Annotated in this window: 18 protein-coding genes and 1 pseudogene; 11 read left to right on the top strand and 8 right to left on the bottom strand. The window is 64.2% G+C overall.

Annotation, left to right across the window (positions count from 1 at the left end):
- The first annotated feature begins 179 nt into the window (after positions 1-179).
- Both THI_RS03360 and THI_RS03355 read left to right on the top strand, forming a co-directional pair.
- Positions 180-407 (top strand): ribbon-helix-helix protein, CopG family, encoded by a 228-nt coding sequence (locus tag THI_RS03360; RefSeq protein WP_013104816.1) that lies wholly within the window; start codon positions 180-182, stop codon positions 405-407.
- The gene (locus THI_RS03355; RefSeq protein ID WP_013104815.1) at positions 404-835 is read left to right on the top strand and encodes a TA system VapC family ribonuclease toxin; all 432 of its coding nucleotides are present in this window, start codon (positions 404-406) and stop codon (positions 833-835) included. Before THI_RS03360 ends, THI_RS03355 begins: the two co-directional genes overlap by 4 nt.
- A gap of 121 nt (positions 836-956) precedes the next feature.
- On the opposite strand, the gene THI_RS19475 is transcribed toward THI_RS03355, so the two are convergent.
- Together THI_RS19475 and THI_RS19580 are read right to left on the bottom strand one after the other, a co-directional pair.
- Positions 957-1,337 carry a Uma2 family endonuclease gene (locus THI_RS19475; protein WP_013104814.1) on the bottom strand — a complete coding sequence of 127 codons (381 nt, stop codon included), beginning with the start codon at positions 1,335-1,337 and terminating at the stop codon, positions 957-959.
- Positions 1,338-1,362: 25 nt separating this feature from the next.
- Positions 1,363-1,590 (bottom strand): annotated as a pseudogene (locus tag THI_RS19580) (Uma2 family endonuclease); the annotation flags it as partial.
- 109 nt (positions 1,591-1,699) lie between these two features.
- On the opposite strand from THI_RS19580, the gene THI_RS19125 reads away from it, so the two are divergent.
- The 5 genes from THI_RS19125 to THI_RS03330 all read left to right on the top strand — a co-directional run bounded on the left by THI_RS19125 (position 1,700) and on the right by THI_RS03330 (position 5,544).
- A complete protein-coding gene (locus THI_RS19125; protein WP_167319288.1) occupies positions 1,700-1,864 on the top strand; it encodes a hypothetical protein in 165 nt (54 codons plus the stop codon).
- 91 nt (positions 1,865-1,955) lie between these two features.
- Positions 1,956-2,564 (top strand): Uma2 family endonuclease, encoded by a 609-nt coding sequence (locus THI_RS03345; protein ID WP_013104813.1) that lies wholly within the window; start codon positions 1,956-1,958, stop codon positions 2,562-2,564.
- A 106-nt stretch (positions 2,565-2,670) separates the two neighbouring features.
- Positions 2,671-3,246, top strand: a complete 576-nt coding sequence (locus tag THI_RS03340; protein WP_013104812.1) for a LemA family protein — start codon at positions 2,671-2,673, stop codon at positions 3,244-3,246.
- Between the two features lie 37 nt (positions 3,247-3,283).
- A complete protein-coding gene (locus THI_RS03335) occupies positions 3,284-4,168 on the top strand; it encodes a GIDE domain-containing protein (RefSeq protein ID WP_013104811.1) in 885 nt (294 codons plus the stop codon).
- A 125-nt stretch (positions 4,169-4,293) separates the two neighbouring features.
- The gene (locus THI_RS03330) at positions 4,294-5,544 is read left to right on the top strand and encodes a THUMP domain-containing class I SAM-dependent RNA methyltransferase (RefSeq protein ID WP_013104810.1); all 1,251 of its coding nucleotides are present in this window, start codon (positions 4,294-4,296) and stop codon (positions 5,542-5,544) included.
- 48 nt (positions 5,545-5,592) lie between these two features.
- Here THI_RS03330 and tatA read toward each other — a convergent pair whose 3' ends face one another.
- The 3 genes from tatA to THI_RS19120 form a co-directional block, all read right to left on the bottom strand.
- On the bottom strand, positions 5,593-5,871 hold the full coding sequence (gene tatA / locus THI_RS03325) for a Sec-independent protein translocase subunit TatA (protein WP_013104809.1): 279 nt from the start codon (positions 5,869-5,871) through the stop codon (positions 5,593-5,595).
- A 122-nt stretch (positions 5,872-5,993) separates the two neighbouring features.
- Entirely contained in the window at positions 5,994-7,499 is a 1,506-nt protein-coding gene (gene glpK / locus THI_RS03320) for a glycerol kinase GlpK (RefSeq protein ID WP_013104808.1), read from the bottom strand.
- A 10-nt stretch (positions 7,500-7,509) separates the two neighbouring features.
- Positions 7,510-7,677, bottom strand: coding sequence for a DUF6726 family protein (locus THI_RS19120; RefSeq protein ID WP_013122315.1), 168 nt, complete (start codon positions 7,675-7,677; stop codon positions 7,510-7,512).
- A 178-nt stretch (positions 7,678-7,855) separates the two neighbouring features.
- Here THI_RS19120 and THI_RS03315 point away from each other — a divergent pair, with 178 nt between their 5' ends.
- Together THI_RS03315 and THI_RS03310 are read left to right on the top strand one after the other, a co-directional pair.
- Positions 7,856-8,596, top strand: a complete 741-nt coding sequence (locus THI_RS03315; protein WP_013104807.1) for an acetoacetate decarboxylase — start codon at positions 7,856-7,858, stop codon at positions 8,594-8,596.
- A 315-nt stretch (positions 8,597-8,911) separates the two neighbouring features.
- On the top strand, positions 8,912-9,391 hold the full coding sequence (locus THI_RS03310; RefSeq protein ID WP_013104806.1) for an Lrp/AsnC ligand binding domain-containing protein: 480 nt from the start codon (positions 8,912-8,914) through the stop codon (positions 9,389-9,391).
- 63 nt (positions 9,392-9,454) lie between these two features.
- Here THI_RS03310 and THI_RS03305 read toward each other — a convergent pair whose 3' ends face one another.
- Positions 9,455-10,744, bottom strand: coding sequence for an MFS transporter (locus tag THI_RS03305; protein ID WP_013104805.1), 1,290 nt, complete (start codon positions 10,742-10,744; stop codon positions 9,455-9,457).
- Positions 10,745-10,910: 166 nt separating this feature from the next.
- The gene (locus THI_RS03300; RefSeq protein ID WP_013104804.1) at positions 10,911-12,308 is read right to left on the bottom strand and encodes a chloride channel protein; all 1,398 of its coding nucleotides are present in this window, start codon (positions 12,306-12,308) and stop codon (positions 10,911-10,913) included.
- Between the two features lie 365 nt (positions 12,309-12,673).
- On the opposite strand from THI_RS03300, the gene THI_RS03295 reads away from it, so the two are divergent.
- Both THI_RS03295 and glmU read left to right on the top strand, forming a co-directional pair.
- The gene (locus tag THI_RS03295; RefSeq protein ID WP_013104803.1) at positions 12,674-13,465 is read left to right on the top strand and encodes an Aq_1264-related membrane protein; all 792 of its coding nucleotides are present in this window, start codon (positions 12,674-12,676) and stop codon (positions 13,463-13,465) included.
- A gap of 92 nt (positions 13,466-13,557) precedes the next feature.
- Positions 13,558-14,949 carry a bifunctional UDP-N-acetylglucosamine diphosphorylase/glucosamine-1-phosphate N-acetyltransferase GlmU gene (gene glmU, locus THI_RS03290; RefSeq protein WP_013104802.1) on the top strand — a complete coding sequence of 464 codons (1,392 nt, stop codon included), beginning with the start codon at positions 13,558-13,560 and terminating at the stop codon, positions 14,947-14,949.
- Here glmU and THI_RS03285 read toward each other — a convergent pair.
- The gene (locus THI_RS03285) at positions 14,936-15,421 is read right to left on the bottom strand and encodes an Lrp/AsnC family transcriptional regulator (RefSeq protein ID WP_013104801.1); all 486 of its coding nucleotides are present in this window, start codon (positions 15,419-15,421) and stop codon (positions 14,936-14,938) included. The genes glmU and THI_RS03285 overlap by 14 nt on opposite strands.
- Between the last annotated feature and the right edge of the window lie 110 nt (positions 15,422-15,531).

Here is a 15,531-nt window from a genome sequence, read left to right as displayed (position 1 = left end):
TCCGTCTTCACCCCGAAACCCGCCGCGAGGCGGGTTTTTTGTACCCAGAGGGAACCCTGTTCACGCCCGGAGTGCGGCCGCATGCCCATGTGTTGCTGCGCTCATTGGTTCTCAGGCAAAATTTCAGACTATGATGCACGGTGCTTGATGCTTGATGCTTGATGCTGGGGGATAACACCATGAGAACCACTGTTTCAATCGATGATGATGTGCTCAACGCGGCCCGTCATTTGGCGGCCAGGCAACATAAAAGCGTGGGCGAAGTGTTATCGGCTCTAGCGCGGCAGGCGCTGCGGCGTGAGCCAGCACTGGCTGAGCGCAATGGCGTGCCGCTGCTCGCCAGCCAACCCGATGCAAAGCCGGTGACTTTGGAACTCGTCAATCAACTGCGCGATGAGTTGTCATGACCACCTTCTTGCTCGATGTGAATGTGCTCATCGCGCTGATCGACCCTGCACATGTGCAGCATGACGCCGCGCACCATTGGTTCGCTGAGACAGGCAGCGCAAGCTGGGCCACCTGCCCGCTAACGGAAAACGGTTTGTTGCGGATCGTCGGCCACCCGCGTTATCCCAACACACCAGGCACACCTGCGACTGTGGCTGTCGTGTTGCAGGCGTTGCGGGCCCTGCCAGGTCACCATTTCTGGCCAGACGACATCAGTTTGTTGAACCCGGAGTTGATATTGACAGACCGCTTGCTCAGCCACACCCAGATCACCGACAGCTACTTGCTCGCGCTCGCGCGGCATCACAGCGGAAAACTTGCCAGCTTTGACAGAAAACTGGTGGCCGATGCGGTAGTGGATGGACAGGCGGCACTGGCGATTCTTTGAGCAATGATCGCCCACCGAGAATGCGGTCAGATCTAGTTGACGCATAAGAAGACGCCGGGCCGCCCCGAGTTTTCTCATGCCCCTTGGGGTTCTGACGCGCAGCGGCTGGTCTGGGGCGCTCTCAAGGAAACTTGGGGCGGCTCGTCGTTTCCTTGAGAGCCGGCCCCCTATCCGCGCTATCCGTATCCGCATTGTCAACATCTTCAAAAATCACCGTATCCAGCGGCAGTTTGAGGCCGGTGCTGGTGAGTTCGACGATGTCGTTTCCGCTGCAGGGATGCAGTACCCAGGTGTTGTTTTCGGCCTTGCGGTAGTGGTCGGCGGTGCGGGTTTCGAGGTCGATGATGAGGTATTCCGTCAGGCTGGGAAGCAGGCGGTAATGTGCGAATTTGGCGCCGCGATCGAAGGCGGCTGTGGAGGGCGAGAGCACTTCCACCACCAGGACGGCATCGGTTTTGGCCTGCTGCAGCGCGTTGCTCTGCGCCGCAGGTGACGAAGACATCGGGGTAAAAATAGGCCTCGCTGGCCTGCACATTCAGCCGCATTTCGGCCATGAAACTCTGGCAGGGCGTGCCGCGCAGGTGGCTTTTGAGCGCACTCGCTATGTTGAGGCAAACGCTGGCATGGGCCGCCGTGCCCCTGGCCATGGCGTAGATTTCGCCATGAATGAGCTCATGCCGCTCGATGCTGGTTTCTTCGAGCGCAAGATATTCTTCGACGGTGCAGCCGCCTTGATGTGCAGGTTGTGGCGTCATGAGTCATCCTCCCTGGTCGGCCTGTATCAGCGGCCTGCGTCAGTTTAGGGCCTTTGCGTATTCACCCCTCCTCCTCGACAGAACCCGATAAGCGCCATCGCGCCAAGCCATGAAACTCTCGCGCAAACGCGCTCGGGCGCAAACGCTCAAACTTCCCGCCTCCACACCGCGCAACCCGCTGGTGGCGCCTGCGCTGCAGCGCAAGGCGGGGGCGCATCGCAAGAGCAACAAGGCGCTGCGGCGGCGAGCGCGTTCGCGGCAGCGGGAGGAGTGATCCGTCATTTGATTGAGCGCGGCGGCCTGCTGTCATTCGACATGGCGCGGCAGAAGTATTCTTGCGGCGTTATCGCCACGGAGCCCACGCCATGAGTGCGCCGGAAAAGCCGGTTTTTTCCGCCGACGATTTTCTCGCCTGGGAAATGCAGCAGCCCGACAAGCACGAGTACCTCGCGGGCGAGGTGTTTGCCGTGGCCGGGGCCAGCGATGCGGATGTCACCATCTCTGGCAACGTATTCGCCGCGCTGCGCGCACATCTACGCGGCGGGCCGTGCCGGGCATTTATTGCCGACATGAAGCTGCGCATTGACGCAGCGCAGGCGTTTTTCTACCCCGATGTGTTCGTCACCTGCTCGGCGGCGGACGCGCAGTCGCCGCTGTTCAAGCGCGAGGCGCTGCTGGTGGTTGAGGTGCTGTCGCCGTCCACGGCTGCCTACGATCTGGGCCAGAAGTTTGCGCAGTACCGGCACATGGCGACCTTGCAAGAGTATGTGCTGATCGACTCGGAGCGCGTCGCGGTGGACGTTTTTCGCCGCAATGCCGAGGGCCGCTGGGTGCTCTACCCCTACACCGAGGGCGAGATGGCGACGCTGGACAGCGTGGGGCTATCGCTGCCGGTGGCGGCGATTTATGAGGAGGTGGTTTTCTCCCAGGGCGCACAGGCCGAGGCGGAACAGCAAGCCGCCAGTACGCGCTGAACGCACTCCTCGGCCGGGCGTCATGCACAAAACGTAAACTTGGCAACATTGAGTTGCGTTTTGTCTTGTCACGTTGTCATTTTCCCGGCCCGCTCAGGAGTCGCTCATGATCGTCACCCTCGTCGTCATCGTTCTGCTCGTCGCGCTGCTGTTTTACGGCGTGATGATTTACAACAATCTGGTGAATCTCAAGCATGCGATCTCGCAGGCCTGGGCGAATATCGATGTACTGCTCAAGCAACGTCACGACGAGTTGCCCAAGCTGGTGGAGGTTTGCAAGCAGTCGATGCATTTCGAGCAGGAGACGCTGGAGCGCGTGGTGCGTGCGCGCTCTCAGGTGCAGGAGGCGCGTGAGGCGGGCAATGTGCGCAGCCTGGGCCGCGCCGAGGGGGCGATGCGCAGCGGTCTGGGGGCTTTGTTCGCGGTGGCCGAGGCTTACCCCGACCTGAAAACCAACGAGACCTTCCAGCATTTGCAGGCGCGGATCAGCGGGCTGGAGGAAAGCATTGCCGACCGGCGCGAGTTCTACAACGCGGCGGTGAATGCGAACAATGTGCGCATCGAGCAGTTTCCCGATGTGATCGTGGCGCGGCTGCTGGCCTTCGGCCCGGCGGAGCTGTTCAAGGTGGCCTCGGGCGAGCGGGCCGATGTCGATCTCAAGGGCTTGTTCGCCGCGTCGTGAAAACCCTCTCTCAGGCAGTTGATCGGGTTGCCGTCCGATGTTGAGCGGCTTGTCGCCCAGCGGCGCGGCGCCGCAGGTGCTGTTCATGGCGCTGGCTTTGGGCGCGGTTGGGCTGGTGCAGTTTTTCCGCTTGCAGCGCCGCCGCCGGGTGATGGAGGACATGCCCACGGCGCGCATCCGTTCGGCGGCGCAGGGCTATGTGGAGCTGATCGGCCGGGCGCTGCCGCCCGACGCGCCGCTGTTTTCGCCCATCACCCGCACGCCGTGCTGCTGGTATCGCTACAAAATCGAAAAACGCGACGACGACAACAAAAATAGTTGGTCGGTGCAGGAGCAGGGCAAGAGCACGACCCAGTTCTGGCTCGATGACGACACAGGCCGCTGCATCGTCGATCCCGAGGGCGCCGAGGTGCGCGCCCGCTCTCGCAACACCTGGACGGGCGCCGCCGCGCAACTCATTCCCGGCACGAGCGAGGTGCTGATGACGGGCGACAGCGACCATCGTTACACCGAGCATCTCATCCTGCCGGGCCAGACGCTCTATGCCCTGGGCTGGTTTGCCAGCCTTTCGCCGCTGCAGGCCTCGGCCCACGAGGAAGTGCGAGAGCGCATCGCCGCGTGGAAAGCCGACCCGCAAAAGCGCCGCAGCTTCGACGCCAATGCGGACGGCGAGCTGAGCATGGCCGAGTTCGAGCAGTTGCGCCAGCAGGCCGCCGCCGCCGTGGAAGCCGACCGCCGCGAACGCGCCGCGCTGCCGCAAACGCATGTGCTGAAAAAGCCGAAAGACCGCCGCTTGTTTCTGCTCACCACCGAACCGCATGACGATCTCGGCGGCAAGCTGCGCTGGCAAGCGTGGGCCTGGCTGGCAGCGGGCGTGCTGGGGCTGGCTTACGGTGGCGCGGGGCTGATGATGCTGGTTTGATCGACGCCCGCAAGCTCCCCACCCTACCCTCCCCACGAGTGGGGAGGGAGCAGAAATCACCTCCTCCACGAAGTGGGGGAGGCCGGGAGGGGGAGTCTTGCTGCCATCGGTCATACGATGGCGGCATGCAATCGCCCTATTCCTCCGTCTACAAAAAGCGCAGCGCGGCCGTACAGCCGCCAGCGGCGCCCAACGCCTTCGATTTTTTCCTGCCCTGCCCGCGCGGCGTCGAGGCCGCACTGGCCGACGAAGTGAAGGCGCTAGCCGAGCACAGCCCCACCCTGCGAGCGGGTATGCCCACGCCCGGCGGCCTGCCCGTGCAAGGCAGCCTGACGGATGCCATGCGGCTGAACCTGCACTGCCGCCTGCCCAGCCGGGTGTTGCTGCTGGGCGGCAGTTGCAGCTATGCCGACGCCGAAGACATCTATCACCTGGCGCGCGATCTGGCTTGGGAAAAATGGTTCGACGTGACCCAGGCGCTGCGCGTGGACGTGACCGCCGAGCACAGCCCGCTTGCGAGCATCAAGTTCGCCGCGCTGCGGGTGAAAGACGGCATCTGCGACCGCTTTCGCGCGCTGACGGGCGAGCGCCCGGACGTGGACACCGCGCACCCCGATGTGCGCATCCACCTGCATCTGCGCGAGGCCGACGCCCTGCTCTACCTCGACACCAGCGGCGAGCCGCTGTTCAAGCGCGGCTGGCGCAGCGAGCACGGCGCGGCGCCGCTGAAAGAGCATCTGGCTGCCGGCCTGCTCAAGCTCTCGGGCTGGACGCCGGACGACGTGCTGTTCGACCCGCTGTGCGGCTCGGGCACGCTGGTCATCGAGGCCGCGCAAATGGCGGCCAACCGGGCGGCGGGGCTGGATCGCAGCTTCGGCTTCGAAGCCCTGCAAGGTTTCGACATGGACGCCTGGAACGCGCTGCGTGAGCAGGCCCGGCAGGCCGTGCGCCCGCTGACGCCGGGCCAGTTTTTCGCCGCCGACATCGACCCGGCGAATGTGCGCATGACGCTGGACAACGCCCGCCGCGCCGGGGTGGACGGCGCAATTGCCGCGCAAGCGGGCGACGTGATCGCGGCCGTTCCCCCGGTGGACGCCGCCGCCCTGCCGGCCGGACAAGCGGCCTGGCTCATCAGCAACCCGCCTTACAACGAGCGCATTGCACCAGAAGGCGAGGCCGCGGATGACTTCGCCCCGCAACTCGCCCGCACCCTCAAGCAGCGTTTCGCCGGTTGGCATGTGGCGCTACTGGCCGCCGATCTGCATTGGGACAAGGCGCTGCGCCTCAAACCGCGACGCCGCATCGTGCTGTTCAACGGCACGATCGAATGCCGCCTGATGCTCATCGACATGGTCGCGGGCAGCGCGCGGGGGTAGGCGCGGCGCAGCTCAGCCACGCCGGATTCGTTTGCGCCCTCTGACGTTTTACTTCGCCTTGAAGGCGATGTCTTCGGCCTGCTCGGCGCGCGTGCCCAGTGGCGATTTGGCCGAAGCCGTGACCTGGGGCGGCGGTGTGGCCGCCGTTGCCGCAGCGTCGGTTTCGGCGGTTTTTTCCGCCGGGGCGTCGGTCTCTTTCATGCCTTGTTTGAAGCCGCGAACGGCTTCGCCCAAATCGCTGCCCATGTTTTTGAGCTTCTTGGTGCCGAAGATCATGATCACGATCAGCAGCACGATCAGCCAATGCCAAATACTGAATTCACCCATTGCGGTTCTCCTGTGCGTCCGCCGCGTGGCGGGCAGGTTCGACTCTGTTTAGGGTGAAATTGTCTCCCCAGGTTCACCCCTTCAGGTGAAAGCAAACGCAACATCTGCGCCGCAGGCAAAAATCAGTCGTCGGCCCAGTCGCGGGCGCGCTCCACCGCGCGACGCCAGCGAGCCATGCGCGCCTTGCGCTCGTCGGTGCTCATTTGCGGGGTGAATCGGCGTTGTTCCTGCCATAGCGCGGGCAGCGCAGCCGCGTTCGGCCACAGCCCTGCGCCCAGCCCGGCCAGATAGGCCGCGCCCAGCGCCGTGCTCTCGGCCTGCACGGGGCGCACCACGGGCACGCCCAGCAGGTCGGCCTGAAACTGCATCAGCGTGTCGTTTACCGCCGCGCCGCCATCCACCCGTAGTTCGGTCAGCGGCGGCCCGCCCTGCGCGGCGACGTCGGCCTGCATGGCGGCGAACAGCTCGGCGCTTTGATAAGCCAGGCTGTCGATGGTGGCGCGGGCGACCTGCGCTGCCGTGGTACCGCGGGTGATGCCGATGAGCAGGCCGCGCGCCTGTGCGTCCCAGTGCGGCGCGCCCAGGCCGGTGAAGGCGGGCACGAGCAGCACGCCGCCGCTGTCTGGCACACTGTCGGCGAGTTGCTGCGCTTCTTGCGCGCTGTGCACCAAGCCGAGGCCGTCGCGCAACCATTGCACCGCGGCCCCGGCGATGAACACGCCGCCTTCCAGAGCGTAATGCAAGGGCTGATCGTCGCCGAGCTTCCAGGCAATGGTGGTCAGCAGGCGCTGTTGTGAGCGCACCGCCTGCGTGCCGGTGTGCTGCAGTGCGAAGCAGCCGGTGCCGTAGGTGTTTTTCGCCATGCCGGGCTGCAGACAGGCCTGGCCAAACAGCGCGGCCTGCTGGTCGCCGGCCATGCCGGTGATGGGAATGTTCAGACCGCCCAGACGTGCCACGGCTAGCGCGCCACAGTTGGGCACGATGGCAGGCAGCACGGCGCGGGGCACGCGCAGCAGCGCCAGCAACTCGTCGTCCCAGTCGCCGGTGTGGAGATTGCACAGCAGGGTGCGGCTGGCATTGCTGACATCGGTGAGGTGGGTCACGCCGCCGCTCAGGTTCCACACCAGCCAGCTGTCGATGGTGCCTGCGGCGAGCTCGCCACGTTCAGCGCGGGCGCGAGCGCCGGGAATGTGGTCGAGCAGCCAGGCCAGCTTGGTGGCCGAGAAATAGGCGTCGGGCAACAGGCCGGTGCGCGCTTGCAGTTCGGGCGCGTGGCCGTCCGCCGCGAGCTGGGCGCAGATGCCCGCAGTGCGCCGGTCTTGCCAGACGATGGCGTTGGCCAGCGGCCTGCCGGTGGCACGCTCCCACAGCACCACGGTTTCGCGCTGGTTGGTGATGCCGATGGCGGCGAGATCGCTCAGCTTCGCTGCGGCGCGGGCCAGAGCTTCGGTGAGGGTGGCGCTTTGCGTGGCCCAGATGTCCAGCGGGTCATGTTCCACCCAGCCGGGTTGCGAGTAGTGCTGGGTGAACTCGCGCTGCGCGCTGGCCAGCACCCGGCCCTGCGCATCGACGATGAGGGTGCGCGAGCTGGACGTACCTTGATCGAGCGCGGCAATCAATGAGGGCATGACACCTCCGTCACGGGTCGATCACGTCGGCGCAGACATCGGTCGGCGCTGCGGCCACATGGCCGACGACGGGCACCATTTTCAGGCCCGCCGATGCGATGCGGCAGGGCGCGGCCACGACACCGCAACCGGCAAGCGCCGGGGCCGCAAAGATCAATGCAATCAAGAGTCTGGACATGAGGTGGTGGTTTCAGCTGATCAGGTTCATTATGCGGGCAACTGAACCGAGGCTGAAGCAAACCGCCTTGCGCGGAACCGATGACCTCGTCTTCACACTGACAGTAAGACGGGCCCGGTGAGATCGGGCGCGCCCAATTTCAGAACGACATCCCGCAGCCCTGACCAAAGGACACCTCATGAAAGCCGCCGACGTTGCCAAATCCGCCTTTTCCATGCCCCTCACCAGCCCCGCCTACCCGCCCGGCCCTTATCGTTTCATCGACCGCGAGTTTTTCGTGGTGACCTACCGTACCGATCCCAAGGTGCTGCGCGCCATGATTCCCGAGCCGCTGGAGCCCGCGGGCGATCTGGTGAAGTTCGAGTTCATCCACATGCCCGACTCCACTGGTTTTGGTGCGTACACCGAATCCGGCCAGGTCGTACCCGTGCTCTACAAGGGCAAGCCCGCCACCTATCAGATTGCGATGTATCTCGACGACGAAGCGCCGATTGCCGGTGGGCGCGAGATCTGGGGCTTTCCGAAAAAGCTCGCCAAGCCGCATCTCAGCGTGGTCGCCGACACCCTGCTGGGCACGCTCGACTATGGCCCGGTGCGCATTGCCACCGGCACCATGGGCTACAAACACCGCGCGCTCGATACCGCCAAAGTGCTGGCCTCGCTGCAGCAGCCCAACTTCCTGCTCAAGATCATTCCCGATGTGGACTGCACCCCGCGCATCTGCGAGCTGGTGCAGTACGACCTGGAGGACATGGTGGTGAAAGGCGCCTGGGAAGGCCCCGCTGCGCTGGAGCTGCACGCCCACGCGCTGGCTCCGCTGGCATCGCTGCCGGTGCTCGAAGTGGTTTCGGGTGTTCACATCATCACCGACCTCACCCTGGGTCTGGGACGGGTGGCGCACAACTATCTCAAACCGTGAATGTTTTGAGCCCCGGGCCAAACCCGTCAACCTGACGGCTCGGGGGCCAGTGAACAGTTCGTATTAGCGGTGTATAAAATCAAGTTGCGCGTCAATCCGGAAATGGCGCCGATTCCCCGGCAATGAAGCACTGTTTACGGGTGTTGCCCTCTATAAACCGGAGTGATTGTCAGGCAATTGTCGCTAGACTTCGACCCGCATGACACTGATGCGCTAAATTTCAAACCTCTACTAATACAACCGTTCACACCGAGGCCATGATGAACTCTCTACTGCCCTGCTTGCAGTCTCCCACCCCCACCGCGGAGGCTCGCCATGTCTGAAAAAATTGGCGGCATCGACCGCATCGACCGTCGCCTGCTCGATCTGCTGCAGGAAGATGGCCGCATTGCCAATCTGCGTCTGGCCCAACTGGTCAATCTTTCGCCCACCGCCGTGCTGGAGCGCGTCAAGCGGCTCACGCGTGACGGCTTCATTCTCGGCTACGAAGGTCGGCTCAACCCCAACCTGCTCGGCGCGGGGCTGATGGTGTTCGTCGAAGTGCAGCTAGACCGCTCGGTGGCCGACAGCTTCGAGAAATTCCAGTCCGCCATCAAGGTGCGCCCGGAAATTCTCGAATGCCATATGGTGGCCGGCAATTTCGACTATCTGCTCAAGGTGCGCGTGGCCGATATGGCGGCCTACAAGACGTTTGTGGCCAACGTCATCGCCAACCTGCCCGCCGTGCGTGAAACCCGCTCGTTCGCCGTGATCGACGAGGTGAAGAACACCACCCGGCTGCAAGTCGAACTCTGACCGTCTTGCGGCCGAGAGCTGCAGCAAGGCGCGCGCGAATCTGACTGGTTCGCGCGCGCTTTTTTATTTTTGCAGTTTCGGCGTGAGCAGTACCAGCACGGCGCACAGCACCATGAAGGCGGCGAGCACCAGAATGCCGCCGTTGGTGCTCTGCGTGGTCTGCTTCACCCAACCGATGATGGACGGGCCGAAGAACCCGGCCAGATTGCCCAGCGCGTTGATCAGCGCAATGCCTGCCGCCGCCGCGGTGCCCGCGAGGAAGGCGTTGGGCAGCGCCCAGAACAGCGGCAGCACCACCATGATGCCCACGGTCGCCAGCGTCAGCGCCACCATCGCCAGCGTGGTGTCGGTGCTCCACAACGTGGAGAGCGCCAGGCCCACGGCGCCGATCAGCGCGGGAATGGCCACGTGCCAGCGGCGCTCATGGCGTTTGTCCGAGCTGCGGCCCACCAGAATCATCGCCACCACCGACACGCCGTAAGGCAGCGCGACAAGCCAGCCGATGGTCAGCGGATCGGTCACGCCGGTGGACTTGATCAGCAGCGGCAGCCAGAAGCTCAGGCCGTACAGGCCGATGACCACGGAGAAGTAGATCAGCGCCATCAGCCACACGCGCGGATCGGCCATGCCCTGCAGCGCCGAGTGCGCCGGCTTGGTCTGCGCCTCCTGGTCGAGCGCGTGCTGCAGCGCGTTTTTCTCGTCCGCGTTCAGCCACTTGGCATGCTTGATGCCATTGTCGAGATAGAACAGGGTGACGATGCCCAGCACCACGGCCGGCAGGCCTTCAAGCACGAACAACCACTGCCACCCGGCCCAGCCGTGATGGCCGTGGAAGTGATGCAAGATCCAGCCCGACACCGGCCCGCCGATCAAGCCGGACAGCGGCACCGCGCTCATGAACCAGGCGGTCATCTGGCTGCGCCGCGCCGCCGGATACCAATAAGTGAGATAGAGGATGATGCCCGGAAAGAACCCGGCCTCGGCCACGCCGAGCAGAAACCGCATCACATAGAACTGCGTCGGCGTGGTGACGAACAGCGTGAGCGCGGAAATCAGCCCCCAGGTGATCATGATGCGGGCGATCCACACCCGCGCGCCAACCCGGTGAAGAATGAGGTTGCTCGGCACCTCGAACAAAAAATAGCCGAGAAAAAAGATGCCCGCGCCGAGCCCGTACACCGCATCGGAAAACCCGAGGTCGCCCTTCATCTGCAACTGGGCGAAGCCAATGTTCACCCGGTCGAGATAGGCGACGAAATAGCACAAGATCAGGAAGGGAATGATGCGCCAGCCGATGCGGCGATAGACCGCTTCGGCTGGCGGGGCTGCGGGCGTTGCAGGATGTGTTGCCATGGGAAGTCTCCTTGTCGTCGTAGTTCAAACATGAGGGCTCATGAGAAAACGCCGGGCCGCCCCAAGTTTTCTCATCCCCCCTCGGGGGGCCTGACGCTTCGCGGCAGGTCTGGGGGCACTCCTCTCTACCCATTAAACCCGGTTCAAAGCCGGGATCAGCGCGTCATCAACGCGGCTTTTCATCCACCGTCACGGCAACCGGTTCGGCGGCTTGCGCCTCGGGCTGCGCCTTGCGCTGCGACGCATCCCCCAAGGGCGCAAAGTACTTCTGCTCGGCCAGCGCCTCATACAGCGGCGGGGTGAACAAATTCGCCACCCGGCTACTGATCAGCGCCGTGGCCATGAGCGGAATCACCAACCCGCCGCCGTTGATCATTTCCATCACGATAACAAACGAAGTCAGCGGCGACTGCGTCACCGCTGCAAGATAACCCACCATGCAAATGGCCACCAAGGCCGACCGCGGATACTGCCCGAACCACTGGCTGACCCACTGCCCGAACCCTGCGCCGATCGACAGCGAGGGCGAGAACAGCCCGCCGGGCAGGCCGGTAATGTAGGACAGCACCATGGTGAGCCACTTCACCAGCGGGTAATACCAGCTCACCTGCTCGCCGTGATTCATCAGCAAATGCCGCGCCTGCTCGTAGCCGCTGCCCCAGGTCTGCCCGGCCGAGGCGATGCCGATGATGGCCACTAGCAGGCCCAGCCCCGCGCCCCACGCCAGCGGCGAACGCTCGCGCCAAGCCAGCACCTTCGCAGGAATCCATCGCACCTGTTTGAGCAAGGCCAGATTGAACGCCGCCCCGGCCAGACCGCAGACCACCGCGGCGATGACCACCGGCAAGACGAAGGCCAGCGGAAAAATGTCCGGCGCGGTGATCTGGCCGAAATACAGATAGTTGCCCGCCAGCGCCAAAGAGACCAGGCCGGAGAACACGATGCTGGTGATGAGCACGCCGTTGGTTCGCACCTCGAAGCTGCGGGTGAGCTCCTCGATGGCAAACAGAATCCCGGCCAGCGGGGTGTTGAACGCGCCCGACAGACCCGCCGCCGAGCCCGCGAGCAGCAACAGGCGCTCCATGCGCAGCGAGACGCGGGGATAAAACCGCCGCATCTCGATCATGATGGACGCGCCGATATGCACCGTCGGCCCCTCGCGGCCCAGCGTTAGGCCGCCGAGCATGCCCAGCAGCCCGAGACCGATCTTGCCGATCAAGATGCGCAGACCGAACAGGCGGCGGATGCGGGTCGGGTCTGGCTGGCCATGCAGCGCCGCAATCACCTGCGGAATGCCGCTGCCCTCACTGCCGCTGAACCATTTGCGGGTCATCCATACCGCGCCGCCGGTCAACGCCGGGGTGATGAGCAGGGCCAGCCACGCCCGGCCGTCGATCCAGCCGAGAAAAATCGCCAGCACATCGTTGGTCCAATTGGCGAACTGCACCGCTGCCAACCCCACCAGGATCGCCCCCACCCAGAGCACGCCGTAATTCAGCCACGATCTGCGAAGTTCTTTTCGTGTGAGTCGCCAAATCGCAGCGGGGCGGTAACGAGCATGCATAGGGAACAAGAATAGCGGGGCAGCGCGCACTGGCCATGAAGAGCAAGGCCTCTGGAATACGCGTACGGATGAAGCGGCAAAGCAGACAAAGCGTAATGGCGCGCAACTCGTCACCATACTGCACGGGGTAAATCTCTCAAAAAAACGCAGGGCCGCCCCAAGTTTTCTTGACCCCCCACGGGGGGCGGGTCGGCAAGCCGACCCTGGGGGCGCTCAATAGAAACAGAACGTTGCCTGTGTCCCTTCGTGCAACTCAGGCATTGCACTTAAGGGTTTTTACGCACTAGGATAACCCCGCATTTTTGACAAAAGTTAAAACACAAGCGCGTTCACAACCGCTGACACCTTGCGAGAAAGCCTTACCTATGCGTTCCCTTCATCTGCTCACCGTGCCGGAAAAACTGCTGCATACCGGCTTCATTTTTCTGGTCTGCATCGGCTTGCTTTGTGCCGAAGCCTATCTCTACGTCACCCACGCCGGGCTGGACGGCAAGACTGGGGTGACCCTCAAGGACATCCAGATTTCGTACTACGGCAACCGCGACAGCAGCAAGCTGCAAACCGTGCTGCCCACCATGCTCACCAACGCGGGCGTGCCGAAAGAGCAGTGGCCGCAACTGCAGAAGACCATCGACACCTGGGTGGTCGGCGGGCAGACCAAGGCCGGCTACGAGACCGAGATCAAGCCCATCCTCGCGCAACACTGCCTGATGTGCCATAGCGTGGCCATGAGCAAGCAGCTGCACAACCCGCCGCTGGCTTCGTATGAAGACGTGAAGGCGGTGGCCAAGGTCGACACCGGCATGTCGTACAACTCGATGCTGATGACCGGTATGGTGCACCTGACCATGCTGGGGCTGATTTTCTGGGTGGCCGGCTGGCTGTTTTTGCAAACAAGGGTGCACAGCCAGATCAAGGCCATTTCGGTCATCACGCCGTTCATCGCCATGCTGCTCGATTTTTCCGGCTGGTTCCTCACCAAGCAGAACCCCGACTTCGCCTGGTTCGTGCTCATCGGCGGTGCGCTCTCGTGCCCGATCGCCATGCTGGAGATGGGCGTGGCCCTGTTCGACATGTGGATCGGCCTGCCCAAATTCCTTATGCAGCGCATCGTGACCGAAGTGCCCAACACGGCGGTGCGCCCGGCCACAGCCTGATCATTTTTACGTTTTACCGACCCCGCTGATGCGGGGTTTTTCATGCGGCAAACGGCGCAGCGGCGTCACCGGCGCTCCTTAGAATGCGCGGCATGACGATCGCCCAAACCCCCTCCTCCGCCCTTTCCGTCGTCGTCCTTGCCGCAGGCAAGGGCACGCGCATGCGCTCCGACGCTCCCAAAGTGCTGCAGCCGCTGGCGGGCAAACCGCTGCTCGGCCATGTGCTCGATACCGTGCATCACCTATCGGCCGAGCGCGTAGTGGTGGTCACCGGTTTCGGCGCGCAGCGGGTGCAAGAGGCTTTTGCCCATCAGGCACACCTGCGCTTTGCGCTGCAGGAGCCGCAGCTCGGCACCGGCCATGCGGTACAGCAAGCCCTGCCGGACCTGCCGGGTGACGGCGTGTGCCTGGTGCTCTATGGCGACGTGCCGCTGGCGCCCGCCGCTAGCCTAGCGCCGCTGGTGGCGCAGGCGCAGACGGGCGCGCTCGCCCTGCTCACCGTCGAGCTGGACGACCCGACAGGCTATGGCCGCATTCTGCGTAGTGCCGACGGCGCGGTGCAGGGCATCGTCGAACACAAAGACGCCACGCCGGCGCAGCGCGCGGTGCGCGAATGCAACACCGGCATTCTGTGCGCGCCGCTGCCCGCCCTGCGCCGCTGGCTGGGCCAGTTGCGCAACGACAACGCGCAGGGCGAGTACTACCTCACCGACGTGGTGGCCCTGGCCGTGGCCGACGGTGTGCCGGTGCGCGCCTCCACCGTGGCCGACGCGGACGATGTGCTCGGCGTGAACGACCGCAGCCAGCTCGCGCATCTGGAGCGCGTGGTGCAACTGCGCACTGCGCGCCGCCTGCTCGACGCGGGCGTCACCCTGGCCGACCCGAGCCGCATCGACGTGCGCGGCGCGCTGCACTGTGGCCGCGATGTGTTCATCGACGTGGGCTGCGTGTTCGAAGGCGAAGTGCATCTGGCCGACGGCGCCCGCGTGGGGCCCTACGCCGTGCTGCGCGATGTGCGTGTGGGCGCGGGCACGGTGGTGCATCCCTTCTGCCATCTCGACGGCGCGAGCATCGGCGCGGGCGCGATCATCGGCCCCTTCGCCCGGCTGCGGCCCGCAACTGCCCTGGCCGATGGCGTACACATCGGCAACTTCGTCGAAGTGAAAAACGGCACGCTGGGCCCGGGCTCCAAGGCCAACCACTTGAGCTATGTGGGTGACGCCACGGTGGGCTCGCGGGTCAATATCGGCGCGGGCACCATCGTGGCCAACTACGACGGCGCCAACAAACACCGCACCGTGATTGAAGACGATGCACACACCGGCTCCAACTCGGTGCTGGTCGCGCCCATCACCATCGGTGCGGGCGCTACGGTGGGCGCGGGCTCCACGGTGAGCAAAAACGTGCCGGCCGGCAAGCTCACGGTCGCACGCGCCAAGGCCGTCACCCTCGACGGCTGGAGCCGCCCGGTCAAGAAGAAATAAGTCCAGGCACGCGCGGCGCGAACTTGCTGCGGTGCACCGAAAAAAACGCGCGCACATTGCGCACCTGATTCGCCGCGGTAAACAACCGGTGCACCAGGGCGTGATAAGCCGCCATGTCCACGACCAGCAACACCAGCACGAAGTCCGGCCCGGGCGACACGCGGTAGCACTGCTGCACCTCGGGCACTTCGGCCACCAGCGCCTCGAATGCCGCCATGCGCTCGGCCGCCTGCTCGGCCAGGGTGATCTCGACAATCACGGTCAGCCCCGCCCCCACCCGTTCGGGGTTGAGCACCGCGATGCGCCGCTCGATCACCCCCGCCTCCACCAGCCGCCGCACCCGGCGCAGACAGGTGGGCGGGGTGAGGTGGGCGCGCTGCGCCAGCTCTTGGTTGCTCAGCGCGCAATCCTGCTGCAGCACATCGAGCAAGCGCCGGTCGGCTTCGTCGAGCTCAATCGGTTCCATTTTCATTCCATTTCCTAGTCATTTTTGTAATTTTATTCCATGCACTAATAGTGGTGGAATCTGTAATCATTTTTCGTGAAATATTGCCGACTCATTTCACGGGCGCCTGCCTATCA

The organism is Thiomonas arsenitoxydans, assembly GCF_000253115.1.
Lineage (GTDB): Bacteria > Pseudomonadota > Gammaproteobacteria > Burkholderiales > Burkholderiaceae_C > Thiomonas > Thiomonas arsenitoxydans.
The sequence above is the reverse complement of the archived record's forward strand: the minus strand, read 5'-3'. Positions and strand labels throughout refer to the sequence as shown.